The sequence below is a fragment of the Agarivorans sp. Z349TD_8 genome (genome assembly GCF_050870825.2).
In the GTDB taxonomy this organism is placed as follows: Bacteria; Pseudomonadota; Gammaproteobacteria; order Enterobacterales; family Celerinatantimonadaceae; genus Agarivorans.
The window spans coordinates 947347-972560 of the sequence record NZ_CP194037.2 but is presented as its reverse complement, the minus strand read 5'-3'; the positions used below and the strand labels follow the sequence as shown (position 1 = coordinate 972560).

Sequence of the window (25214 nt, the reverse complement as noted above, 5' to 3'; positions counted from 1 at the left end):
TGATGGGCTTTGTTGCCAGCGATATGAAACAACCAGACTTGTGGAGTTAACTTTTTTGGAGGAAGGATGGACCGTCTATTAATTTCGGCAGCCAGTTTATACCAACGACTCGCTGATGATGATCTGAGGATTATCGATGTCAGCATGAAATCCGTGGTTGGGAAAGAAGCTATCGTTTATGAGACATTATCAGTCATTCCCAACAGTTACTATGTGGATTTGTCTAACGAGCTAGTCGACCATTCAAGTCCGCAGATCCACGCATTTCCATCATCCACGCAAGTATCAAAGCTGATGGAGAGTCTTGGGATCACCGCCAACACCACCATCGTAGTATATGATAACCAAGGGATCTACTCGTCGCCAAGGGCATGGTGGATCCTCAAGTCTTTTGGCCTCGCGAAGGTCTATATACTAGATGGTGGTCTCCCTGAATGGCTGAAACAAAACTACCCAAGCGCCACGGAATACCGCACCAAGGCTCACTCAGGAAGCTATCCCCCATTAAATTTTTCGACTGATGCCCTGGTTTTCAAGCAACAAGTCCTTGCTAATCTTACTCGCCAAGACTTTAGTGTGATTGATGTTCGCGCTTCTGGGCGATTTACTGGCGCAGCGCAAGAACCAAGACCAGGCGTTCGAAGCGGACATATTCCCAAGTCGCTCAATCTGCCTTTCGAGCAAACCCTTGATGAGCATAAGTACAAAAGTTCAAGCGAGCTACAAGCCTTGTTCTCTGCAGTAATACAAGATACTTCAAAGCCACTAGTGTTCTCTTGTGGCTCCGGCATTACCGCTTGTATTGGCTTAGTTGCAGCCTTATTAGCGAACTACACGCAGGTGGCACTTTATGATGGCTCTTGGTCTGAATGGGGAAGTGATCATGCTCTGCCGATAGAGCCAAGCCAACCGTAGCGCCTGTGAATAAGCAAACAAGCTGGAGCGGCGCGACTATTTTGGCTTAGTTTTTCAATCTTGGCGAAGGTCTTCAATGATTAAAAAACGTTCAAGCAAGGTCTTGGCGTTCATCGGTAATCCCTCAGGCAACGAACAGTAAGATCACCATTGCGCCTCAAATGGCTGAGCAGCAATGCTGCAAAGTTGGTGACGCATAAGTATGGCCAAACATACCGCGAGTTCGATTAACAGCTCATAGACATATAAAAGGGGGCCTATCGATGCCCCCTTTCAGCGCGATATCCGCATAAACAGCACAATGCTTCGCTCAACGCAGCTTACTTATGTTTAAAACGATTCACCTGTTGTACCATCTGAACGCTCACCTCAAGCAAGTCTTCAGTGGCTTGTTGTAACTGCTTACTGTCCTGACTCAACGACGCCGTACCTTGGCTCAACGATTCCACATCCTTGGTGACCGCATTGGTCACATTGGCTTGCTCCTCACTGGCGCTGGCTATCATGTTCACCATGTCATTCACCGAACTCATTTCTTGCTTAATCTGAACCAAAGACTCACCCGTGCCCTGCGCCGACTTGATGGTTTCACTCACCATCACCTTACCCGCTCGCGTGGCTTGATAAGAAGTTTCGGCCTGAGTTTGCAGATTACCGATAATTTGTTCAATTTCAGTGGTTGATTGGTGGGTTTTTCTGGCAAGCGCCCTTACTTCATCGGCCACCACGGCAAAACCACGTCCCAACTCCCCTGCCCGTGCGGCCTCAATGGCCGCATTCAAGGCCAAGAGGTTGGTTTGTTCGGCAATGCCTTTAATCACATCTAATACACTACCAATATTATCACTCACTTGTTTCAGGTTACTTACATCTTCAGCAGTCTTATCTAAGTTATCAACCAGCGCTGTTACCTGAGCAATATTATCATCAATGGCCCGATGTCCTTCGATGGAAAGTTGATAAGCCTGCTGCGTTTTACTGGCAGTATTTGCGGCATTCCCGGCAATGTCTTTGGTGGCAATTCCCAGTTGCTGAAGATTACCCAAAGAGGTGCTGGTGAGCTCAGTCTGCTCGATGGTATTGGCGGTGCTTTTATCATTAATCATCCGCACATTTTCGGATACCAGCTCTAAGTGACCGGCTGCATCCGCCATATCCTGCACAATGTGTTGCACGGTTTGAATAAAACTATTAAAACTGCGACTTAGCTGGCCAATTTCATCATCACTCTGGAGTGGGATCCGGGCGGTTAAATCGCCATCACCTTCGGCAATTCCGGCCAGCATGATATTTACATCCGCTAAGGGACGGATCACTAACTGACGCAGCGATACGATCATTAATATTAGAATTAGAGCCGCCATGACAACGATGGTGAGAATCTCTTGATGTAATTTCTGGATTAAGGCGGAGTCCATGACTTGACGCGTCACTGCAACTTCAATTTGACCGGTGGCTTTGCCGTCCCACGCCATCGGTATGATTAAATTATCATCAACACTGGCTTGACGAGTCACACTTTTCGCCATCAACTTACCACGTTGATCGCTGACTTTAATGCCGACAATCATTGAATCATCACTGAAAGAATTAATAATCGCTTGAATGACATCCAAGTCATAAACAAATATCGGTTCATTTAGAATAATACTCATTTGTTTGCTTAGGGCTTGTTTTTGATGCTCGTATTGCTGAGTCTGGCTGGCATTGCTATTCCAGTACAACACGCCCACAACCAGCAGGCCCACAATCAGGATAGTCGCAACAAGTAAACTAGAGAGTTTAGCGGTAATAGTTTTCATAAATTAATTTCCAACAACGGGGTCAAACCAAAACTCTTGGGGGATGGCTCGCACTTTTTCAGTTAAGTAAGGGTTGTCTAAATCAAAGATACGGCGTTGCGCCAACTGACCTTGCTGCAAAGCATTTTTCACGTCTGGGTGATTGAGAAATAAGGCCTGATAGCTGCCGTCTTCAAACATCTGCTGTAAAATGCCGTATAAGTGCTCCGCTAAATGCTGATTGTCTTTTTTTACAAAGAACAACAGTGGCATTTTATAACGCAGCATCACATAGGGATCGACAGTTAAATTATACTGAGCTTCCCGTTGCAGCTCTCCCCAAGGTTCAAAAATTCCCCGAGGAAAATAATCACAGCGTTCCGCTTCGACCATCGCAAAGATATTCGGATAACCCAAACTTTTGGCCACCTTCACCCCATTTGCTTCCAAAATGGCGGTGTCGGCCCATAGCTTACCCTGGCACGGAATATACTCCCGCATCTCATCCCAACTGTTAACCTGACTAAAGCGCTGGCGATTTTGCTGTTTAATAATCCCTAGGCGCATCCCGATGATGCCGCGGAAAATAGGGAAATAAATCGCAGTTAATTCCAGCTCTCGCTCAGCAGAGGTGGCCGTCCATATTAAATCTAATCCCCCATCATTCAGATCGGCCACTGCCTTGGTAATGACGACATCGCCGACAGCCCCGTAAGGGTAGGCAACGCTGTCGTAAAGCTCACTCCGCTTGACGATTTCTTGAGCCAATACCGCAGGAAAGATATTGCCCGCTGATGTATCGGGAATTCTCAGTGGTTTTGCAAAGCTCGCCAGAGAGATAAAACAAAGGAAATAGATTGTTTTCAGCATAGAACCTCAATACGTTTATTTTAATTACCCACCGTAAAATAAAGGGTTTAAGACCCGAAGAAAAACTTGCCCGAACCAGGCCACGATATTATTTCACTGAATATGAAACAAGATAAAAAAGATATTAATTATAATTTTTGTGACCATGAATTTAATAAATAATACCTATATTCAAGAATACAAAAAAGAACATTATTTCATTATCAAGTAAAGAGACACATTAAGATAAAAACATGTTAAATATAGATAAATAGTTGAGATGAATTCAAAACTTGCGCTTTAAGTTATTACTCTTAAACCAAAACATTTTAAACTAGAATTTAAATCAACCCTAAATAAAAACCAAAACCATTAATATAAATAAAGATTGAATTTGTATTGATTATCGCTTTGATGAGTATGAATCTTAATAAACAAGCCCCGCCTTCAAGAACGCATCAGCGAACAAAAAAGAATGACCAGCAATAGATAGCAAAGACAGCCACATTCTCCATTAGCGAACTTTAGGCGGGTGGCACTAAATAATGGCCCTTAGTCTGAATGGGGAAGTGATCATGCTCAGCCAAGAGAGCCAAGCCAACCGTATCGCCTGTGAATAAGCAAACAAGTCACTGGAGCGGTGGGATTATTTTGGCTTAGTTAAGCTCGCGTGCCATATAGTGGACATACCTCTCTGTTTTGCAGATCCGAAATCCTTTACGCTGGTATAAAGCAAGCGCCGGATTCGTCTCAAACACACACAACCTCAGCAATCGGACATCAGCTTTTCTAGCAAGCTCAATTGCATAACTAAGCGCTTGAGAGCCCAAACCTTGCCCCTGCCAAGTCGGCTCAATTTGAAGATCTCGAATATAATAAGCAAGCTCATCGTGGCTGATACGAAGCATACCTACAGGACATCGATTTACAGCAATCTCATAATTTTCAAACTCATGCCAATTTATATCGAAGGCTGCCTGATCCCAGAGGATCCCAAGTTGCTGGTAATAAGCTTGCATATTTTGACGAGTCAAACGCTCGGCAAAATCCTTGTTTTTAGCTACTTGAAATAAGGGTTTCATTTTAAACTTCCTAGACGCTCGGTGAGGGGGGAATGTCGTAAACGCACATTTCTGAGATGCCTCGCTTTAACGTGCCCCATCGATGAACGGTGACTTGTCACTCATTGATTGCTGATTGGCTCACCATCAGACAAACTCAAAATCCCCTGAAGATCTAAGCGAAAAACGCTGATTTCTTCAAGTTTGTGGGCACCTATATTTTTATAAAACTTTATCGCGGCATCATTTGTTTTTAAGGCCCACCATTCGAAACGAGCACACTGATTCTCGATGGCTAAATGTGACAAGTAAACCAGAACCTGTTTGCCAAATCCTTGATCTTGATAAGCGGGTTCAATATATAAATCATCCAAATGTAAACCGCGCTGTCCTGTCGTTGTCGAGAATGTATAGTAATACACTGCAAATCCACAGGGTTTATTGTTAACATAAAAAATAATGGCCTCAGCATTAGACGTTGAACTCAATAGATTATTTTCCAGGTCCTCTTGAGTCACCGTGACTTCGAAGGGAAACCCTTCGGCGATAGCCAAGGCCTTTATAAAATGAAGTATCAGTTCAGCATTTTCTTTTTTAGCAATTTTAATTTCCAATATGCAGTTTCCCCGTTAATCGCCTATCATGCCTCGTGCTTATGAACCGATGTTATTTGATCTAATTCATTTCACCAAACAAAAATCCTAAGTTCGGCTGTTACAGAGCAACTTAAAAGCTACAAACCTAAGAGCCCATAGCATCGCTCTAATACCTTTAGTCGACAAAGCATCACTCAGCATACGTGAGAGAGCACAACCTCAGAAACACTTGGAGAGATCTGGCGTTAGAAAGTTTAAACGAGTGCAATGAGCCGAGAGTATGTCACCGCTTTCAAGGTCATCGATTCTGCTCTGCCCCAGCGAGTATTTTTAAAATCTTCGAGCAGTAGCCTTATAAATAAAAGGGTTGTTTGTTCGATAAAAGCGGGAGAAAATAGTATTTCATTTCCAATTTGCATCCATAAACGAAAAATGAAACTAGATAGTAAAGACAAGTTAATCCTAAATCTATTGCAACGGGATGTGAGCATTCCCTTAAATGAGATCGCCGAACGGGTCGGTTTATCCGCAACGCCTTGCTGGCGACGGGTACAAAAATTGGAAAATGCCGGTTTTATTCGCCATAAGGTGGCACTGCTCGACCGCCAAAAATTAAACCTTGGGGTCACGGTGTTTGTCAGTGTTCGCACCGCCCAACACGACCCTCAATGGCTGGCACTCTTTAAACAGGCCATCGAAGATATTCCAGAGATTATCGAGGCCCATCGAATGAGTGGCAGCGTCGATTATTTACTGCAAGTGGTGGTACCCAGCATCGATGATTACGATCAAGTGTATAAAAAGCTTATCGAGCGGCTGGCTTTTACCGACGTCAGTTCGGCTTTTTCCATGGAAGTGATGAAAAGTACCACCGCTCTACCGACCCACTATATGAGCTAACAGGTTTTCGCGAACATAAGACTTGGGGCTTCAATCAAGCCCGAGGCACTTTGCTCCTTAATCCTTCAGACTCCAAGCTAGCGACTGAGAAACAATGGCAATGAATAATCCCCCGCTGAATTCAGATGACTTTCAACAACGATTAATCGCTTGGCAAAAGCAGCACGGCCGTCATGATTTACCTTGGCAGCAAGATCCAAGCCCCTATCGGGTGCTGGTCTCGGAAATTATGCTGCAGCAAACCCAGGTGAAAACGGTGATCCCTTATTTTGAGCGCTGGATGCAAAGTTTCCCCAATGTGCAGATCTTAGCCGCAGCCACTGAAGACCAAGTAATGAGCCATTGGCAAGGATTGGGCTACTATTCTCGCGCTCGTAACCTGCGCAAAGCCGCCATTTATATTCAAAGCGAATGCCAGGGGAAATTCCCAGAAGATGTGAACACCTTGCAACAGATCCCCGGTGTGGGTCGTTACACCGCCGGAGCCATTGCTTCCTTTGCTTATAATCGTTACGGTCCAATTGTCGATGGCAACGTAAAACGCCTATTCTGCCGCCTATTTGGAATAGAGGGCGTCCCCGGCACCAGCAAAGTTGACCGGCAACTGTGGCAGCTTGCCGAAACTTACACCCCTAAACAACACAATCGCGCCTTTGCTCAAGGCCTGCTGGACATGGGGGCAACCCGCTGTAAACCCAAAAAACCACTTTGTGAAGACTGTGCCTTTATCGATTGCTGCGCAGCATTTCTAAGCCAACGAGTCGAACAGCTACCCACCGCAAAACCGAAAAAGGTGATCCCCACCAAACCCGGTCATTTTTTATGGGTAGAAGATCAAGGAAAGATTTTGCTAGAGCGGCGTGGTGAAGGGGGGATTTGGGGGGCGCTGTGGTGCCTACCGCAGGTCCATCTCGACCCAGTGTTGATCGGCGCTGAATTAAAAGGAAACTTTAAACACACCTTTACCCACTATAAATTAGAGGCGCAGGTTTGGTCCGTTGATCAAATAAATGAACCACATCTGGAACAACATTGGGTCTCATTAAGTGAACTCGAAGCGCGCGGCTTACCCACCCCAATCAAAAAATTCATCTTAAAAAATATGTAAATAGAGTCAAAGCATCAAGCCTCAAAATGCCAGTACATTTCACTAAGTGCTGGTATTTTGGGCGCTTCATTCAAGCTAACTTCAATGCTTAGTGGTCGGCCTGTGATTCAGCGGCTTACCCTTTAGTAGAGAACAATATTTAGCAAGCCGCCACCAATGGCTCCGCCCAATTATCTTGACTCATGACGAAATCGATATATGATTCGTATACGTTTCGTAAACGAATTATATAAAATGGGTATTGTTAAAATTTCCGAAGAACTCCATCAAGAAATCCGAAAAGCCAGTTCTGTCATGTCACGCTCGATCAATTCGCAAGCTGAATTCTGGATCCGCATTGGGATGCTAGCCGAGCTTCATCCGCAACGCTCATTCAATCAAATCGTCTCAGAACTACTCAAATCAGCAGAGGTCTCTGTCGCCAAAGTCGCCAAAGTCGCCATACAAGAAGCGCATACCGATGAATAATGGCGTAAAGATTAAATCGGCAAGTGAAATTGAATTAATGCGCCATGCCGGGCACCTACTGACACAGGTCTTTCAGATGTTAGACCGCTACCTTAAACCCGGCCTCTCTACCCTAGAAATAAATGACAAAGTAGAACATTTTATTGTCAATGATCTTAATGCTCGGCCAGCGAGCAAAGGCCAATATGGTTATCAATATGTTTTAAACTCTTCAATCAATGAAGTGGTATGTCATGGGGTTCCAACGCCTAGTCAGCGATTAAAAAGGACCGACATCATTAACTTAGATATTACCTTAGAGAAAAATGGTTTTATTGCAGACTCAAGCAAGATGTATCTCATGCCAGAAGCGTCACCGGCAGCTAAAAAGCTGGCCCAAGCCACCTATGAGGCAATGTGGGCTGGAATTAAACAAGTGAAGCCAGGCGCTAAACTTGGCGATATTGGCCATGCGATTCAACAATATGCGGAACGCCGTGGCTATAGTATCGTGAAAGAATACTGTGGCCACGGGATAGGGCAAGCAATGCACGAAGCACCACAAGTGCTGCATTACGGTACGCCAAACCGAGGCCTTGAGCTAAAAGAGGGCATGATTTTCACCATCGAACCGATGGTCAATCAAGGTTCCGCAAAAGTTAAAACCAAAAAAGATGGCTGGACCGTCGTCACCCGTGACAAAAAACTTTCTGCACAATCGGAACACACCATCTTAGTCACCCCTGTAGGCTATGAGGTGCTCACGCTGCGGGAAGAGGAACGATAAGAGTCGTGGTGAAATCAGCGCTAAATGAGCCCCAGTAAACCTTAGATGCATAAAGTAGGTCAGTCTGCGCCATTCGTAAACTGACCCTCTAGAACTAAAACCGCACGACACAACATCACCGCTAATGATGCACCAAACCGTCACTACCCACATCGGCCGAGCGCAGTGAAAAGTAACTCATCTTTAATTTCTTTAATTTCTTCAGTGACAAAACCATCAAATTAAAGCTAAGCTGAATTTCAGTCTAATAGTAGCCAAGCGGCTGTTTTAATTAAATTAAAACACTAACAAAAATGATCCATGATTTTATCTAGCCACGCCATTGTTCAACTGTTAACCAGCAAGCCACTCATGATAAGCCTGTGGCTCACGCTGTGCTCATTGCCCCTCACCGCAAAAACACGAAGCTCCCACAGCACAGAGAGCTACTTTTCAATGGCAGGTGGCAGTGGTATTACCTACCTAGAGGATGACGTGACCGACGAGCAAAAAAAACAGCACTTCCGTTCCTTTGATATTCGCTTCGCCCAGCACTTTGCTCAAAGTTGGCGAGTCGATTTCGTTCATGCCAACGAAGGCCACGCCTATAATCACCACCGAGATGGTTTTTCAACTCATGTCAGCTACATCTACGTTCCAACAGATAGCTTCCGCTTCGAGATCGGTGCAGGCCCTTACATGTCCTTTAATACCACCGTTGATCACTCAGGCCTTGAACTAAACGAAAAACGACTCGGTGCAATGAGCACCCTTAGCGTTATCTATCCACTTTCCTATTTAAGCCAAAGCGCCCAACTTCGTTTGCAACTTAATAGTTACTTGGTGCCAAATCGCCCGCATAGCAATTCCTTGCTGATTGGTTTGGGCTTTGATATAGATAACGCAAATCACCAAAGCAGACCAGCCTCTTCCGCGTGGCTCAACGATTTGTCGATATCTCTGGTTAACACCAAAATTAACCATGGCGGACCAACCACCACCATTGGTTACAGTATCGATATGGCAAAACACTTTAATCATCATCTTGCCTTATCCTTGGCTTATATCGATGAAGGCGGTAACAACGGGGCCAGCAGTCGACGCGGCTTTACCAGTCAGCTTTGGAAAATAGTCCCGCTAGGGAGTCATTTCGAAGGGCGAATTGGGGCGGGCGGCTACCTCGCGCAAGACAAAATAGAACACCGCAGCGCTTACGACTTGAAAGGCATAATTAGCTTTGGCATGAACTACTTCCCTGCTTGGCATTTTTTTCATTCGGGCTACTTTGGTCTCAGCCTTAGCCGGGTGATGGATTATCAAGGCCACCAAGACGACGCCGATTTATTACGCCTAAGCATCGGCAAGCGCTTTTAGCTCAAACAATACTTAAACGCTGAAGCGAAATTCAAATCCCCTAAACCGCATAAAAATAAACAGGAAAAAACCGCCCTCTAATTACTCTGAGCAATGCATTGATTCAGTCACGCCTATTGGGTCAGTCGCAATAACAGCAGCCCAGCTTAAGAGAAAATCTGCGTGAATGCTTGTAGCCCTTAAGCACTCGTTGATGATGGGGCTTTTGCTTGATTCTTCACCGCTTTCACCCAAGGTGATAACGATTCATGAAACTTGTGGCTGACTCAGCAATCAGCAGAAAGAATGAGAAGCAGCAGCGATTAACCGACCTTTTTGTGCTAAATCGTTTTTGCCCCAAAGCGAGTTGGAGAGGCTTACTAAACTCCTGTGTATATACTCAGACCTTGCCGTTTCCATGTATTCGCATGACTTTTCCATCTTTCACGCAGACAGTCGAAGTGCTGGATCTGTTAACTGTCTGATTGAACGTCACTATTGTCGATGTTAACTTTAGAGTCATTAGAGAATATATGGGTTAGGCATCACGCCGAGAGGATTGCATGTCCGAGGGATTGACTGAATCAGAAAAATTTGTGAACTCTATTAGTGAGAGAGCTTTTCTTAATCTTTGGACTCATCCAAATCCAATTGGGAAGAAAGGAAAAGAGCTTTGTGATTGCTTAATTGTCTGCGGAAACCATATCGTTATCATTTCTGTAAAGGATATTAAGTACAAAGATACAGGTGATGAAGCTGGCTGGAAGAGGTGGACTAAAGCAGCAATAGATAAGTCGGCTTCTCAAATATGGGGCGCAGAACGATGGCTAGATTCTTCTGTTGAGTTCACCAGGCACGATTGCCGAAAGGTAGAATTGCCACCAAAAGAGGAGCGAATCGTACATCGTGTATCTGTATCACTTGGGGCTCAACGAAGAATACCCACAAAGTCGGGAGACCTAGGTTATGGAATCGTACATGTTTGCGATGAGTTTAGCCTTGGAGCAATTTTTGGCCTTCTAGATACGATCACGGACTTCGTTGGTTTTCTTTCCGAAGTTGAGGCTCTAATAAACAGGGCCAATATAGTTTTCAGCGGCGGTGGCATTGAAGACTTATTGGCTATCTATTTATTAAACAATCATTCGTTCCCTTACGAAGAAGCTGATTTACTAATAATTGATGATACGGTTTTTGGAGGGTTCATAGACTCTGATGACTACAAAGCGATCCAAGAGTCTTATAAGGATTCATATTTTTGGGACAAGTTGATCGAGCATTTTGTGGGTGATCTCCTTACTGATGGAATGTTTGAATATGGCACAAATCAAGTCACTGATAATCAGCAGGCTCTTGTTCAAATGGCCCTCCAGCCGCGTGGTCACAGAGCAAATCTAGTCGATGCCTTTTCTGAGTTTTTACAGAAGCCTGAGTTAAACATTGCTGCAAGAGTAGTTTTGGCGCACAAAAACACGGCATTTGTATTCCATCTAGGGCCAAGCAGTGATCGAGAAGCCAGGGTTCAAGAGCTAGGCTTAAGGTGCTTGGTTGTAAGAGGTCGCCTTCCCGATGTCCAAATTGTAGTTGGCATATCAAGAGATAAGTTGGGGCCGTCAGAGGTTGGGTACTCTCACGATATTGTTTATGTAGATATCCCAGAATGGAATGATGACTTCGAAGAACAAGTAATTGGAATACAAAAAGAACTCGGTTACTTCGAAAACGCATCCTGGGCTAAGAAACCAGAAAACTCCTAACAACAGCGCCGCTGTCGGCGAAAAAGGAAATAATTTTTAAGTATGTCAAATAGTCCTTTTGAAGACTTTATCGACTTTTTATCCAACAAGCACGGCGAAGAGCTTTGGGTTACAGTCTATAAACGCGAGCCAATTAACAATACTGATCATGATGGTGGAATGTATTGCGCCCTTGTTAGTCAAGAAAAAACGGTACATGCAATGAAGCGACCTGGCTGGGACTTGATGATAGGCAGTGGGGGGCCGGGTTTTTGTACGTCATATCAAGATGGTGAAGAAATTATGACTTACTACACCAATTCAGATGATGATTTTTTGAGACCAATTCTAGTTCGAGATTTTCATGGAAGAAAGGAAGACTACATAGAAATTCTTGAAGAGTTTCGCCTGTTTTACAACCTATATCATGACAACAAAACTGGCTCTTTTCTCAGCTTCGATGAAGCTGGTGATGAAGTTGAAGTGATAAAAGTGGAACGAAATGAAGTAAAAATCCGAAAGCGATACTTACGTTCCTTTATGGCCGCACGCCAGATGAACCTGCTTCTATATTTTGAACTGACTCGGCATTACGAGCAGAGAACAGGTTTTTCTGACGACGTAAATGGTGAATCGCTTACCTACACAATCTATTCCGGAGATTCATATTCAGATGGATACACATCTTTTTCGAGGATCTTAGGAAAAAAGCTGATTCGATGTGAATCCGTGGAAAAGTGTGGTGTATGGCCATTTGAGCAAGAGAAGGTGTATCAGGATTTCATTATTGATGGTGATATTGATGATCCTGAAATGTTTTCGTGTAACCCTGAACTGTTGGCTAATTATTTCGGCGCTAATCCTGATGCTCCTCATTACCTAACTCCAGTATTTTTTCGTAAAGAAGTTATGCAGAAATACTACAGTTCCTCTGATTATGAAATTACAGATGGGCATTTATATAGGACTGGTTCGTGGAGTTTGAGGTTTGATAATAATTCACCAAATCATGTGTCAGTATTTTTGGGGGATTTAGGCAGGGACTTGCCAAGTAAAGAACAGGTTTATTGGAAAAGCTTTAATTTGATACCCGACGGAAGAAAAATTAGTAGAACAAATTTTGAACGGAGCTTTTTGGGCAATTTCTACGATGCTGAAAATCCAGAGCACAGATTTAAACAGAAGTTTAGAGACATACAAGAATATTGGTACAAAAAATACGGCTGGTATCTTTTCTTGCCTCTTTCTACTAAGGATGAGCATTTCTATGAATCGTTGCGGTCAATGCTAAGTAATGAACAGTCGGAATTTGACGCTCAAGTGCTTGCTCTTACAAAAATCACGATAGACTCAATAAACGTTAAGTCGCTTAGAAATCACCTCGGAGTAACTGACAAATCGACTAAATCAATATCATTAATGGAAGCTCTTCTTGAAAAGTTAGAATCCGCGCACTTTTCGGCTCTATCCAGACTATTGAAAGGGGTTCAGTCCGTTAGATCAACTGGTGTAGCACATAGAAAAGGTACGGAATACGAAAAGACTATGTCAAAGCTAAATATTGATGAAGGGGATTACGCTTCTGAGTTCGATCAACTTTTATTGGGAATGCACTTTCTTTTCGAAGAAATTATGAAATTGGACTTAGACAGCGACAATGAGCAACATGCCTAATCGGGTAGCCGGAGGTATCTAACTTGTAGTAGCTCAGACCTGATCTGACAGTTACCTTCCTTTTTGGATATTTTGATTAAAGATTCAACACCTTTATCAAAACGGGTAACTCTCTACTTTTCAAGAAGTAGTGTCAGATCTAGTCGGAACTAATACATCTAACTTCCAGCCCCCACAACACCCTGCATGCGGCTCCGCACAGGGCGTTTCCTGAAAACGGTTAAAATACAACGGCCGATTAGCTCCTTTGCATTCCAATGATGGCTTCTGTTTTTTGCGCCATGACTCCTCAGTCCGGTCGGATACGGAGACAATGAGCTGCACAGGCTCCTCATTGATTTTCAGGTTCAGGCCTTCACCATGTCCCAACCATTACACAATAAAGCGGCATTGGGCTCTTTATCTAAAAACGCAGTCTGCTGATAACCGCCATGGAGTGAGTTAAACGATCGCTTGTTAAGCAGAGCTCCCCACTCTTTGTTTATAAGAAGTAGAACATGCACTTTCTCTTTTCTCTGCACTGCTGCATCATTTACGGTGGCCGTTAGATCACATGGCTTCGTTGTCTTGTGCCAACTCGCCTCCAGCCTACGCCTCATATGATGTTCTTGTTCATCAGCTCGCCCTCTCTTTAGATAAAAAGGCGTCCGGCTTCCTTCAGACATTCCCTCGCGGTAATGCCCTTGTCATTCGCCAGTAGTTAGCGTTTAATAATCAAAGTAATATTAAACGGTGATCTTCCTACAGAGGACTTTCACCTCATTAGTTCATGCCCATGCTGGGCGTACACAAACAATTTAAGAGTGATTCTGCACGCTTGGCATTTTTGGTTTGGGTTGAATTCAGTGTTTACGGTAGTCAAATTGAGTTCTGCGGCAGCGTGCTTCACACCTTAATCGGGCGTTGATGCCTAAAGGAAGAATCGTGGAAATAACCGAAGAAAATAAACTAGAAGAGATTTTAAGGTTAGCTGCTGACGAGCCAGCCCATCGGCCACAATTCTGTGAAGTACTACTAAGCTCACAGATATTTGTGCTTGGTACAACTGGAATGTCGGGCTCGGACGGAGAAGTGAATCCCGAAGCGGTTGATAAAATTCAAATACAGCATTGGGAAAAGGCAGATGGCTCACCTGTAATTCCGTTCTTTTCCTCGCTAGAAGTGTTGCAAAAATCAATCAATAGCGAAGAATCATATTTGGCCCTACCAGTACGCTCTTTGTTTGAAATGACTCAAGGAGCTACGCTATTTCTTAACCCCAAATCAGATTACGGAAAAGAGTTTGTTCCTGAAGAAGTTGCACACTTGTTATCTATAGGCATAAGTCAGGCTCCTTCTCAGAGAATGGTAGAGAAAGAAACTAAGGTTCTGCTGGGGCAGCCTTCTAATTACCCGTCAAAAATGGTTGACTCACTTACCCAGCTATTGGCAAAACATAGCAATGTTAGAAAAGCTTATCTAGCACTCATGCATGACAAGTCTATTGACGAGAAACCACATCTAATAGTTGGTATAGAGGCAGATGGTGATATTGAAAAGGTTATGAGAGAAGCTGGCAACGTAGCTGGCGATACCGCGCCCAAAGGCGAGCCTGTTGATATCTACAGAATCAATGAAAATGATTCTGGTCTTAGCCAATACTTTATAAATCAAACTAAGCCATTCTACGAAAAAAAATGGAGCTTAAAGCTCAAATCGTGGTTTGGTGTAAGCAAGGCATAAAAAGTTACTGCACTCGGACACATACTGCTACGCTTCGTTTTTGTGTCGGTGAGCAAAGCGTTAACTGGCAAGGACTAAAATGGAAGTTTCTCTAGTAAAAATTGGAGCAAAATCTCGTCATATTCTTGAGAGTCTGTTCCCATATTATATTTATGATATGTCTGAGCATATGGGCTGGTCTCCGAATGAGAATGGTCACTTTACGTTTAATAAAAGCAGCTTGGATGTATATTGGAAGCAGGAAGATCATGTTCCATACTTTATTTACGCTGATACTGAGTTAGCTGGTTTTGTTCTGGTTCGAAAGTACCCAACTAACAGGCAATTTTACGATGTTGAGCAGTTCTTTGTACTACGAAAGTTCAAGGGAAAAGGTGTCGGAAAACAAGCTCTGAAATTGGTGACAGCGCAGTTTTCAGGTCAATGGCAAATCCGAGTGCTAATTGGCAATGAAGCCGCTCTGAAGTTTTGGCAGTCTGCAATTTTTGGTTTAGTTGGGGGAAATTACACACAGTCTGAGCAAGTTGATATTGATTTACTTATGCACTTTCTCACGTTTGAAGTTTAGCCAGTTAATCGGGTAGCCGGAGGTCTCTAGGCTCCCTCCCACAACACCCTGCATGCGGCTTCGCACAGGGCGCTTCCTGAAAATGTTTAAAATACAACGGCCGATTAGCGCCTTTGCATTCCAATGACGGCTGCTAATTTTGCGCCACCGCACCTAAGTCCGATCGGATGAAATATCTAGTGTTGTGCTAATAATTCTGGCTGTTCTCGTAACTCTCTTAACCAACTCAGGTTTCGAGAATGCCGATTCAGCAGAATGAATAGCAAGTATTCTGAGCTTATTTCTGGCTCCTTTCATAACGCTACCTCGGGTGTGGGCGCCGAGCCAACCCCATTCTATTTAATAGATAAGAATTCAACTTATATATTAATTGGCACAGGGGTAGCTCTTTGTTTAGTTGCAAGTATTCTTGAGGCTGTTAAAGTAATAAAACTTGGTAAAAATCAACAGTCAGCTTGTGTGATTGCTATATCTGTATGTCTCTTATATTTTCACGCAAGCATATTTACATGGAACACATAATAAGCAAATTAATCAGGACACATAACAGTTGGTTTTTACTCCTACGGCGCTTATTTTAACCAACTGATATTTGACCATTATTTAGGCTTTATGACCTCATGAGGGAACGATGGTAACTCCAATAATCACCCTTTTGCTGTTGTCCTGTCCGTTGAGCATCGCCTTTGTTTATTCAAAGTTTAACGACAGGCCTTTGAATGTTACCAAGCATGCCAGTTGGGGACTGGGAATAGCATTTACATTCTTCTTCTTTGGCCACCTTCTTAAAACGGAAGGAATGGTGGAAATGCTACCGCCTTGGGTTCCTTACCGCCTAGCATTAGTCTATATCACTGGTTTTCTTGAGCTATTGATAGCCATTGCTCTTTTTTTCCCAAGATATCAACCTATTGCAGCAAAGCTTGCTATTGTAGTTCTTGTTATTTTCTTTCCAGCAAATATTTATGCGGCATCAAATAGTATTGGTCTTGGTGGGCATCAATGGGGGCCTGTTTATTTACTAATTCGTGCGCCCCTGCAAATAATATTGCTTGCATGGACATATTTCCTGTGCGTAAAAGGTCGTAATGAGGCGTTAGATAATATGAAGGAAAATGATTGAGTTTAGTGATGCTGCTCCTGAACAGTCACAGCTATTAAGCGATATAGCAATTGAGTCCAAAGGCTATTGGGGCTATTCAAGAGAGCAGTTAGAGATTTGGCGAAAGACCTTAGGATTGAAGAAGGATATATTGCAGAGAATCTTGTGAAGGTTGTTTTACTAGACTCTAAAACAATTAGTTTTTTACTATTAAAAGAACCAACTCTGATGAACTAGATCATCTATGGTTATGACCTGAGATTGCAGGAAAAGGGATAGCAAATCTAGTTTTTAAAGAGATACTTCGAGAGTGTAATCGTTTGAAGATTAGGGAGTTCAGCATCATATCAGAGCCTGATGCCGAAGGGTTTTACCTTCATAAAGGTGCCGTGAGAATTGGTGAGGTGAAAAGTATCCCGCAAAAAAGAATGTTACCAAAGTTAAAGTACCAACTTGCAGACTTCACCTAATCGGGTAGCCGGGGGTCTCTAGCCTCCCCCATACAACACCCTGCATGCGGCTCCGCACAGGGCGCTTCCTGAAAGTGTTTAAAATACAACGGTCGATTAGCGCCTTTGCATTCCAATGACGGCTGCGGATTGATTTTCAGGTTCAGGCCTTACCAATTGAATAAGTGAATGCTCTAGCAAGCTTTTGTCCAGAAGCGTGTTATAGCGAAACACGTTTTTGCTCCATAGTTTGCTAGAGAACTTATCTTATGGAAAGGAGCTTTACTCTTAGCCTTCAAGCTAAGCTCGTTTAGCTCTCCTAGTTATATCAGTAGCTCTCTTTTTGTCGCGTAAACCCCTAGCAAACAAACGCATTTTACATCGTAATAAGCTCAATTTGACTTCACTTTTAAAAAGCTATTGACCAAATCACGTTAATCGATATTATGGGCGTCTAGACATCTGAATGTCTTTTGTTATTTAAATGGGATTATCATGAAAAGCTACAAAAAAATCACAACATCGCTGTTGGCATTAACACTCGTATTCGGCGTAACAGGATGTGGGCAAAAAGACGAATCGCTTATCAAAATTGGCGCAACAGTTGGCCCACATGCACAAGTTGTAGAAGCGGTCGCCAAACAAGCAGCAAAACAAGGGATCAACATTCAAGTAGTTGAGTTCTCAGACTATATCACCCCTAACGCCGCGCTAAGCGATGGAAGCATCGACCTTAATAGTTATCAACATCAGCCGTTTCTCGATAACTTTAACGACAGTCACAATAGTCACTTAGTCTCTATTGGTCGTTCCATTTTGATGCGTATGGGCGTTTACTCTAACAAGTACACAACGCTGGACGCAATCCCAGAGCATGCTCGAATTGCGATTCCAAACGATCCAACCAATGGCGGCCGTGGGCTATTACTACTCGAAGATGCAGGGTTGATTTCGCTAAAAGAAAACCTTGGCTTCAGTGCTTCTTTGCAAGATATTATCAGCAATCCAAAGAGTATTCGATTTGTCGAAGTCGATGCCGCTCAACTGCCACGCACACTTGACGATGTAGATGCTGCGGTAATTACCATGAACTACGTGATGTCTGCAGGACTAGATCCTAAGAAACAAGGTATTTACTTGGAGCCAAAAGACGCGCCTTTAGCCGTGATGGTTGTGGCCGCGCGAGATGAAGACAAAAACAAGGAAGTATTTCAAAAGATTATCTCGATTTATCACTCTCAAGAGATAAAGGACTTCTTAAACACCACCTTCAAAGGCACCATAGAAGCGGCAAATTAAAGCAAACCGCTGAGCTTAGATTTGGTGTTGCCAGTAGATTCATCGGCAACGCCAAAATTGATTCGTTTTTCGGCTCTTCTCCGTTTACATAAGTTTAATTTGTGGATAGAAATAGACTCCTCTTCTGGAAGGGATGTTTGCCAAAACTTTAACTTCAAGCATTCTGTATCTCGAACTTCGCAAGCTCTCGGTCTTAGAAGACCAATTGATGCATTACCAGCCTCCATACGAGCATTTATCAGCCTATGCTTTGCCTAACTACAAATGCCGATACCAAATCAAACCGAGCATGAGTCGCCGTGGAAATGGTTAGGATACTGCGCCGATGGAGCATTTCTTTAGAAGTTTGAAAACAGAATCGATACCAGAGCTAGGCTACCGAGCATTTTTAGAAGCCAAGCACGCAATAACGGATTATATCGTAGGATATTTCAGCCTAGTCAGGCCACATCAGCACAACAAGATGTTGCCACCGGATCAGGCTGAAAAGTTGTACTGGAAAAAATATAAAACCGTGGCCAGTTTTACTTGAGCACTACAGTGCGATACCTTGCGCGAACTGAAGACGCTTATGTTGTAGGAGTAACAGATGCTTTTAGGCCTGAACCATATCACGCTCGCGGTGAGCGATTTAGAACAATCACTAAAGTTCTATATTGAAGTGCTCGGCTTCAAAGGACATGTAAAATGGAATGATGGCGCTTACCTTTCCCTTGGAGACCTATGGTTTTGTCTTTCATCGGATAAGCCATGCCCGAAAGATGATTACACACATCTTGCCTTTGATATCTCTTCATCAGACTTTGAGCCTTTTTGTAAACGCTTAGCATGCCATGCGGTAACACAATGGAAAGTAAACAAGAGTGAAGGACAATCACGCTACATCCTTGACCCTGATGGGCACAAATTAGAAATTCATGTGGGCAATTTATCCAGTCGTCTTGAAGCCATCAAATCAAAACCCTATGCTGGATTAGTTTGGCTCTCAACCTAAGATGGCCCAAGCACCGTCAATCCATGCGCTGCTGCGCTGAGATGCTATTCAATCGACGGAGCACCCAAAGCAAGTCCAGCCGTTTAAAGCTCTAGTGCTTGACTGCTCACCACTTTTGCTCGTCCGGTTTGTTTCGCCTGATAAAGCGCGCGGTCTGCCGCATCAATCATCTGCTGAGCGTTTAGGCTGGCATCGCTGAGGGTGGTGAAACCAATAGACACCGAGTATTGAATCGCTCCCTGCTCGTTTGCAAAGGGCGTGCTGCGGATCGTTTCACAGATCCGCTGACAGATAGAATCGGCATCATCCTGACCAGTATTGGGAAGTAACACGACAAACTCTTCTCCACCGACCCGCGCAAAATAATCTTGCTTACGCAGCGATTGATGACAGACTTTCGCAAAGTGTTGTAAGACCTGATCACCAACGCTGTGCCCATGGCGGTCATTCACTAGCTTAAAGTGGTCGATGTCGAGTACCGCCAAGGAAAAATTTTGTTGCCGCTGCGCATTATCGTACATCAAGATCTGCAACTGCGACTCCATTTTGCGACGATTCATCAGCCCGGTGAGTGGATCGGTCGTCGCTTGTAAAAGTAATTGTTGTTCTTGCTGTTTTCGCTCGGAAATATCCCAACAAATACCAGCGATAGAACTATCAAGTAGCGTGCTATCGGTCGATAAATTGGCGGAGATGTCTATCCAACAGTAGCTGCCATCATTCTTCATAATCTTTAGATCACAACGTAAGGTACGCCCTTGTGATCTAAAATACTCGCGTGCATCTTTCAGAAACTGCTTACGGTAAGCGGGGTGGATCCGCTTCATCCATTCCCGCGGGGTAAAATGTTGATTACGTACAACCTCCGAACTGCTACTTAAGACCTCAGAGCTACACCATAAATAGCCACGCCGACGATCAAACTCCCAGCTACTACAAGCCATATTCTGTTTTAAGATATCCAGCTGATGTTTCTTGGCTCTAAAATTATCCCGAACCACCGCACTAGAGATAAAATAACTGGCGGTTTTAAGCAAGGTGATTTCGTTAAGAGACCAGTCATATTCGCGCTCACAATCATCTAAACCCAAGGTTCCCCACCAGCGATTTTCAACAATGATCGGAATGGTTAACATCGATAAGACTTGCTGACTTTCGAGATGACTTTTCAACCAAGACTCAGGCAGTAATTTAGGAAGCACCTGTTGATACTCACCCCGTTTGCGGCTTTCAACTAGCTCTGAATACTCCGGCTCTTTTAACATCGATTTAAAATAATTAAACCGAGACTGCTTAATTTGCACATACTTTTCGGCAGCAGCCCATTCAAAAACATAATCTTGCAGAATGTAATCATCTTGTAAGTCAAGCGTTTGAAATATCCATACCCGACTCACAGAAGTCACCTTTCCCAACTCTTCCAAGAGAACATTGACCTTATCGAGCCAACCTTGCCCGGTAATTAAATCTTCTGCACTATTAAGAATAGCGGCAAGGATTTCATTACTCAGGCTGGTCGATTTATGACTCAAAGCCTGACCTAAGCTGCCCGTTTTAATCGCCATCTAGATGAAATATCTCCGCGTTTCAATCATAAAGCCATTATGAGACTCCCCCCTAAAAAGTATAGGTTTTTCTATAGCTGAGTCATTTCTGTCAAAACTATGCAAGCGACTCAAAGTAAATGCCACTATCGTTCAATCATCAATAGCGGTTTTGCGCCAGCACCTGCACACTAGTCATGGCAGCCAGACGGCAACTTTGGTATAACATGCAGCAAGCACCAAAGCTTGGCGCAAACGCGATCACAAAAACGCCTCAGGGCCGCGTAAGCCGCCATGTAGCAAACAATAAGGGATAATTATGGCCAGAACTGTATTTTGCCAACGTTTAAAAAAACAAGCCGAAGGTTTAGATTTTCAATTGATCCCCGGTGAAGTTGGCAAACGAGTCTTCGACAACATCAGCAAAGAAGCCTGGACCCAGTGGCAGAAAAAGCAAACCATGCTGATCAACGAGAAAAAGTTAAATTTAATGAATCTGGATGATCGAGAGTTATTACAAGCTGAAATGGTGAAATACCTCTTTGAAGATGGCGAAGTAGATATCGAAGGCTACACGCCTCCCAGCGCATAAACGCAATTCATCAACGCACTAAGCCATGAAGTTATCAGGAAAAATCGAGAACCTGATAGCTTCATGCTTGATATCAACCTTGATTCTACCTATCAGATTTAAGCCATCGTAGGTGCTTGCTCAACGCGATAAAACTTAAGTTTGGCGGATGATTAAACTCGGCGCCAATCGATTCATACTGCAAATCCTCTGATCACCATCCCACATTCGTTGCAATAGCAGTAACACTTGCGCCACCATTTGCTCCACTGGCTGAGCAACCGTACTCAATTGATACCCTTGCCATGCGGCTTGCGGAACATCATCACAGCCGATCACTTTAAGTTGTTTAGGTATGGCCAAGTCAGCATGCCCTCGACAACAATCCATTAAACCCATCGCTAAAGCATCTGAGGCACAAAAAACGCCCGCTAATTGCCGTAACGATGTAAGCTCGCGCGCCGCTAAGGCATAACCGGCGGCATAAGTATAACGTCCAGCTTCGAGCAATAACGGTGCTGGGATGCCATGTTCCGTTAAGGCTTCTTTAAAACCTTGATAACGCTCGAGCGATGCTTGCCCATCGGCACGCCCCGCGACAAAACCAAGCTCGGTTAAACCCTGCGACACAAAATGCTGGGCCGCTAAGCGACCCGCGGTTAAATTGTCGGTCTGAACCGAAGGGATCAAGCCCCGCTCGTCAGCGCGACCTAAGGTCACCAAGGGCAGTGACAGTTTAAGACACTGGTTAAAACTAGTCGCAGGTAACGAGCCCATCACCGCGATCACACCATCAACCTGATAACCCGATAGGCGAAGAATGGCCGCATCCATATCTTCAGCCTGCTTCACATTTAACAACATCGGTTGCTTACCACTTTGCTGTAATGCGGTTGATAGTTGTTCAAACAAATACGACTGATAAGGGTTCGAAAAATCACTAATCAGGATCGCCACCAAGTTCGAGCGCTGACGCGATACAGGGGTACTGAGGGTGCGCGCAAAAAAATTAGGCTGATAACTAAGTTCTTTAGCGGCTGCTAAAATCTTCGCCCGCTTTTTCGGATGAACACTGGCCCCCGCCGTGAAGGCACGAGAAACAGCGGAGCGAGATACGCCAACATGTGCTGCAACATCCGCAGCGGTTACTTTTTTATTCATATTCAGGCCGCTCTCGGTCTGGATGAATGATGTCTTCATGGTTTAGCCAAGTCGCGAGGGGTGAGCCTTTGGGCCAAGCCCACACAGGGCCAGTCATCTGCTTGCTTAAATAGGGCGCGATTTCAAGCCCTGCTAACTCACAAATAAACTGAGCTGCCATCACATCCCAAATGTTCACCTGTCCCATATAACAAGCATCTAACTCACCACAAGCGACTTGAGTGAGCGTCCACGCTGCTGAGCCGCTGACTCGCACCTGATGCCCCTGCGCGATCACTTGTTGGCTATGCCGCAGATAACGCTCCGGGATCCCTGCCTGGTAATTAAGATTTAAACCAATCACCAACTGCTGCTGAGCTGCCGCCCGACTCTGCAAAGGCAGCAGCTGGCTCGCTTTACGCTCAAAAGCCCCCTGCCCTCGCACAGCATAAAACATCCGCTGATGCACCGGCGCATAAATAATCCCAAGCACCGGCCCTTGCTGATCAACCAAGGCAATACTCACCACAAAATCAGCCTGACCATATAAAAAATTAGTGGTGCCATCAATCGGATCGACCACCCAGCAAGGCAAGCAAAACTCGCCACCACTCTCTTCACCGAGTATATGCTGCTCGGGAAAGGCAGTCTGCAAGGCTTCTCGAATATACTGTTCCACCAATTGGTCGGCTTGTGAAACCCAATCATGATGTCCCTTACTGCTAATAATTAGTGCATCACGTTGGGCAAACCATTGCAGCGCAATCGCTCCCGCCTGTTCGGCGATGGATAAAGCGACCTTTAATTGATGGTCGAATTGTTCAGGCAACATCTATAACTCCAGATTTTTCGCTCACCAACTGTTGTCCCTCTTCGGCGAGGTCTAGGTGCGCAATATGACGCACCAAGGCCGACAACTGAGGTCGATATTGGGGGTCGATATGATACAAACGCCATTGGCTACCCGGCTTATGAGTAAGCTTTTGAATATCCAGCCAACACCCATGACTGGGGTGAGGACTGAGTGTTTCGCACTCAAGGAAAACCCAATCACTCTGCGCAGCCAACTGCTGCCCCTTGTGAGACAAGCTACCATCGCCCGAATAAAACAAACGATGCCCCCACGAAGTTCGCAGCTGCAAGCTCAGGTTTGCAACCGCGTGACGGGTCACAGACGTTTCAATTTGCCATGGACCAATCGCCAACAGCGATTCGCTATTTTGCCGCTCAATCACAAATCCGAGCGTAGGTTCTGGCCAATGGGAGAATGCCAACAATGGCTCCAGCACTGGCCATTGTTCCGCTTGGGCAATCAACAGCAATGGCCGCTTGCGTTTTTTAGCATCCATCCAATTTAATAAGCAGCTCAAGCCTAAACAGTGATCCGGATGAGTATGGGTAATATAAATCGCATCAATGGCATCAGGATCCATGTTTCGATGAAAAATCGCCGCCGGTACCGTTGGCCCGCAGTCAAGCAACAGTCGAAAATCATTTTCTTCAAGCAATAGGCTAGCACTGGTTCGCTCACCGTCGTAGGCATTGCCGATACCCAATACTTCCAGTTGAAAACTATGCGGCATCGAAGGCTCCAACCGCTTGAGCGTCATTCAAGCCTGCAATTCGTTGCCCATCACTCGCGAAGCAATGCAGCACCGAATTCGCAAAGTTAAGTGGTAAATAGTCAGCTAAGCGATAATAACAATCACTTTCCACCAAAAATGGCTGACCGTTCAATTGGCCATGGTATAAGCGTGAATGCCCCAGCGGCTCGATCAGCTCGATCTGCATTTCACAGTCTGGGGCAAGCGCATCTATCAACACCTGATTGGGTCGGAGCCCCAAGCTTGTCACCGAAGCAGGCAGCGTGGTGTGAGGACTAATCCTCTGAAAATCGTCTCGTTGGATAAAGTTCATCATCGGCGACCCAATAAAAGTCGCAACAAACTTATTTGCGGGCTGATGATATAAAGTCTCCGGTGAGCCGACTTGCTCTATTCTCCCCTGATTAAGCACCACAATTTTATCCGCCAGCGTCATCGCTTCCACCTGATCATGAGTGACATAAATCATGGTTGACTGTAAGCTTTGATGGAGCTGTTTAAGATGGATCCGCATTTCACTCCGCAATTTCGCATCTAAATTGGATAGCGGTTCATCAAATAGAAACAACTGCGGATCGCGAACGATGGCTCGGCCAATGGCGACTCGCTGACGCTGCCCACCAGAGAGTTCTCCCGGTAAGCGATCGAGCAATGGCGTCAGCTGCAATTTGTCGGCGGTGTCACTCACCCGCTGGGCGATACTGGCCTTATCCATTCCGGCCATCTTCAGCGGAAAAGCCATGTTTTTTGCTACCGACAGGTGCGGGTACAAAGCGTAAGACTGAAATACCATGGCGACTTTGCGATCGGCGGGATGCACCCCATTCAGACTTCGTCCGTTGAGGCTAATTTGCCCGTCAGTGATTGACTCCAAACCAGCGATCATCCTTAGTAAAGTCGACTTACCACAACCCGAAGGCCCTACAAATACCACAAACTCGCCCTCATCAACCGTGAGATTGATATTGGGCAGCACCGTGTTATCGCCATAGGCCTTATTCACTTGATGTAACTCTAGTTTTTTCATGTTGTGCC

Annotated in this window: 24 protein-coding genes and 2 pseudogenes; 16 read left to right on the top strand and 10 right to left on the bottom strand. The window is 44.6% G+C overall.

All coding sequences use genetic code 11. The features are described 5' to 3' along the window. The first annotated feature begins 66 nt into the window (after positions 1-66). Positions 67-915 carry a sulfurtransferase gene (locus tag ACRRS1_RS04335; RefSeq protein WP_432468304.1) on the top strand — a complete coding sequence of 283 codons (849 nt, stop codon included), beginning with the start codon at positions 67-69 and terminating at the stop codon, positions 913-915. Positions 916-1235: 320 nt separating this feature from the next. Here ACRRS1_RS04335 and ACRRS1_RS04330 read toward each other — a convergent pair whose 3' ends face one another. The 4 genes from ACRRS1_RS04330 to ACRRS1_RS04315 all read right to left on the bottom strand — a co-directional run bounded on the left by ACRRS1_RS04330 (position 1236) and on the right by ACRRS1_RS04315 (position 5220). Further along, positions 1236-2717: a methyl-accepting chemotaxis protein gene (locus tag ACRRS1_RS04330; RefSeq protein ID WP_432468305.1), complete on the bottom strand. Its 1482-nt coding sequence runs from the start codon at positions 2715-2717 to the stop codon at positions 1236-1238. Positions 2718-2720: 3 nt separating this feature from the next. Further along, positions 2721-3566 carry a hypothetical protein gene (locus ACRRS1_RS04325; protein ID WP_432468306.1) on the bottom strand — a complete coding sequence of 282 codons (846 nt, stop codon included), beginning with the start codon at positions 3564-3566 and terminating at the stop codon, positions 2721-2723. 635 nt (positions 3567-4201) lie between these two features. Beyond that, positions 4202-4627: a GNAT family N-acetyltransferase gene (locus ACRRS1_RS04320; protein ID WP_432468307.1), complete on the bottom strand. Its 426-nt coding sequence runs from the start codon at positions 4625-4627 to the stop codon at positions 4202-4204. A 101-nt stretch (positions 4628-4728) separates the two neighbouring features. Next, a complete protein-coding gene (locus ACRRS1_RS04315; RefSeq protein ID WP_432468308.1) occupies positions 4729-5220 on the bottom strand; it encodes a GNAT family N-acetyltransferase in 492 nt (163 codons plus the stop codon). A 249-nt stretch (positions 5221-5469) separates the two neighbouring features. Here ACRRS1_RS04315 and ACRRS1_RS04310 point away from each other — a divergent pair, with 249 nt between their 5' ends. From ACRRS1_RS04310 to ACRRS1_RS04255, 12 genes are all read left to right on the top strand, one after another. Then, positions 5470-6102 carry an Lrp/AsnC family transcriptional regulator gene (locus ACRRS1_RS04310; RefSeq protein WP_439022894.1) on the top strand — a complete coding sequence of 211 codons (633 nt, stop codon included), beginning with the start codon at positions 5470-5472 and terminating at the stop codon, positions 6100-6102. Positions 6103-6202: 100 nt separating this feature from the next. Then, complete coding sequence (gene mutY, locus ACRRS1_RS04305; RefSeq protein ID WP_432468309.1) at positions 6203-7210, top strand: A/G-specific adenine glycosylase; 1008 nt, start codon at positions 6203-6205, stop codon at positions 7208-7210. A 234-nt stretch (positions 7211-7444) separates the two neighbouring features. Next, positions 7445-7678, top strand: a complete 234-nt coding sequence (locus ACRRS1_RS04300) for a ParD-like family protein (protein WP_432468310.1) — start codon at positions 7445-7447, stop codon at positions 7676-7678. Further along, the gene (gene map / locus ACRRS1_RS04295) at positions 7671-8444 is read left to right on the top strand and encodes a type I methionyl aminopeptidase (RefSeq protein WP_432468311.1); all 774 of its coding nucleotides are present in this window, start codon (positions 7671-7673) and stop codon (positions 8442-8444) included. Before ACRRS1_RS04300 ends, map begins: the two co-directional genes overlap by 8 nt. A gap of 435 nt (positions 8445-8879) precedes the next feature. Then, a complete protein-coding gene (locus ACRRS1_RS04290; protein WP_432468312.1) occupies positions 8880-9797 on the top strand; it encodes a hypothetical protein in 918 nt (305 codons plus the stop codon). Between the two features lie 542 nt (positions 9798-10339). Next, on the top strand, positions 10340-11533 hold the full coding sequence (locus ACRRS1_RS04285) for a hypothetical protein (protein ID WP_198558487.1): 1194 nt from the start codon (positions 10340-10342) through the stop codon (positions 11531-11533). A gap of 42 nt (positions 11534-11575) precedes the next feature. Beyond that, entirely contained in the window at positions 11576-13186 is a 1611-nt protein-coding gene (locus ACRRS1_RS04280; protein WP_432468313.1) for a hypothetical protein, read from the top strand. A gap of 924 nt (positions 13187-14110) precedes the next feature. Further along, entirely contained in the window at positions 14111-14908 is a 798-nt protein-coding gene (sseB, locus tag ACRRS1_RS04275) for an enhanced serine sensitivity protein SseB (protein WP_432468314.1), read from the top strand. Between the two features lie 79 nt (positions 14909-14987). Further along, entirely contained in the window at positions 14988-15476 is a 489-nt protein-coding gene (locus tag ACRRS1_RS04270) for a GNAT family N-acetyltransferase (RefSeq protein ID WP_432468315.1), read from the top strand. 631 nt (positions 15477-16107) lie between these two features. Beyond that, positions 16108-16599 carry a DoxX family protein gene (locus tag ACRRS1_RS04265; protein WP_432468316.1) on the top strand — a complete coding sequence of 164 codons (492 nt, stop codon included), beginning with the start codon at positions 16108-16110 and terminating at the stop codon, positions 16597-16599. Positions 16600-16838: 239 nt separating this feature from the next. Next, the gene (locus ACRRS1_RS04260) at positions 16839-17048 is read left to right on the top strand and encodes a hypothetical protein (protein ID WP_432468952.1); all 210 of its coding nucleotides are present in this window, start codon (positions 16839-16841) and stop codon (positions 17046-17048) included. A 474-nt stretch (positions 17049-17522) separates the two neighbouring features. Beyond that, complete coding sequence (locus tag ACRRS1_RS04255; RefSeq protein ID WP_432454388.1) at positions 17523-18326, top strand: MetQ/NlpA family ABC transporter substrate-binding protein; 804 nt, start codon at positions 17523-17525, stop codon at positions 18324-18326. An 84-nt stretch (positions 18327-18410) separates the two neighbouring features. On the opposite strand, the pseudogene ACRRS1_RS04250 reads toward ACRRS1_RS04255, so the two are convergent. Beyond that, positions 18411-18580: pseudogene (locus ACRRS1_RS04250) on the bottom strand (ISL3 family transposase); the annotation flags it as partial. Positions 18581-18594: 14 nt separating this feature from the next. Between ACRRS1_RS04250 and ACRRS1_RS04245 the strand changes: the two are divergent. Both ACRRS1_RS04245 and fos read left to right on the top strand, forming a co-directional pair. Further along, a pseudogene (locus ACRRS1_RS04245) lies at positions 18595-18858 on the top strand (IS3 family transposase); the annotation flags it as partial. A gap of 57 nt (positions 18859-18915) precedes the next feature. Continuing rightward, positions 18916-19320 (top strand): fosfomycin resistance glutathione transferase, encoded by a 405-nt coding sequence (gene fos, locus ACRRS1_RS04240; RefSeq protein ID WP_432454389.1) that lies wholly within the window; start codon positions 18916-18918, stop codon positions 19318-19320. An 83-nt stretch (positions 19321-19403) separates the two neighbouring features. Here the strand turns inward: fos and ACRRS1_RS04235 are convergent, their stop codons facing one another. Then, complete coding sequence (locus ACRRS1_RS04235; protein WP_432468317.1) at positions 19404-20885, bottom strand: diguanylate cyclase; 1482 nt, start codon at positions 20883-20885, stop codon at positions 19404-19406. A gap of 298 nt (positions 20886-21183) precedes the next feature. Between ACRRS1_RS04235 and ACRRS1_RS04230 the strand changes: the two genes are divergently transcribed. Then, complete coding sequence (locus ACRRS1_RS04230) at positions 21184-21456, top strand: oxidative damage protection protein (RefSeq protein ID WP_432454391.1); 273 nt, start codon at positions 21184-21186, stop codon at positions 21454-21456. A gap of 135 nt (positions 21457-21591) precedes the next feature. Here the strand turns inward: ACRRS1_RS04230 and ACRRS1_RS04225 are convergent, their stop codons facing one another. From ACRRS1_RS04225 to ACRRS1_RS04210, 4 genes are read right to left on the bottom strand one after another with little or no spacing between them, the layout of a single operon-like run. Continuing rightward, positions 21592-22596, bottom strand: coding sequence for a LacI family DNA-binding transcriptional regulator (locus ACRRS1_RS04225; protein WP_432468318.1), 1005 nt, complete (start codon positions 22594-22596; stop codon positions 21592-21594). Then, positions 22589-23407, bottom strand: a complete 819-nt coding sequence (locus tag ACRRS1_RS04220; protein WP_432468319.1) for an inositol monophosphatase family protein — start codon at positions 23405-23407, stop codon at positions 22589-22591. Before ACRRS1_RS04220 ends, ACRRS1_RS04225 begins: the two co-directional genes overlap by 8 nt. Further along, on the bottom strand, positions 23397-24158 hold the full coding sequence (locus tag ACRRS1_RS04215) for an MBL fold metallo-hydrolase (RefSeq protein WP_432468320.1): 762 nt from the start codon (positions 24156-24158) through the stop codon (positions 23397-23399). Before ACRRS1_RS04215 ends, ACRRS1_RS04220 begins: the two co-directional genes overlap by 11 nt. Next, positions 24148-25206, bottom strand: coding sequence for an ABC transporter ATP-binding protein (locus ACRRS1_RS04210; RefSeq protein WP_432468321.1), 1059 nt, complete (start codon positions 25204-25206; stop codon positions 24148-24150). The genes ACRRS1_RS04215 and ACRRS1_RS04210 overlap by 11 nt, the downstream gene beginning before the upstream one ends. Positions 25207-25214 lie beyond the last annotated feature (8 nt).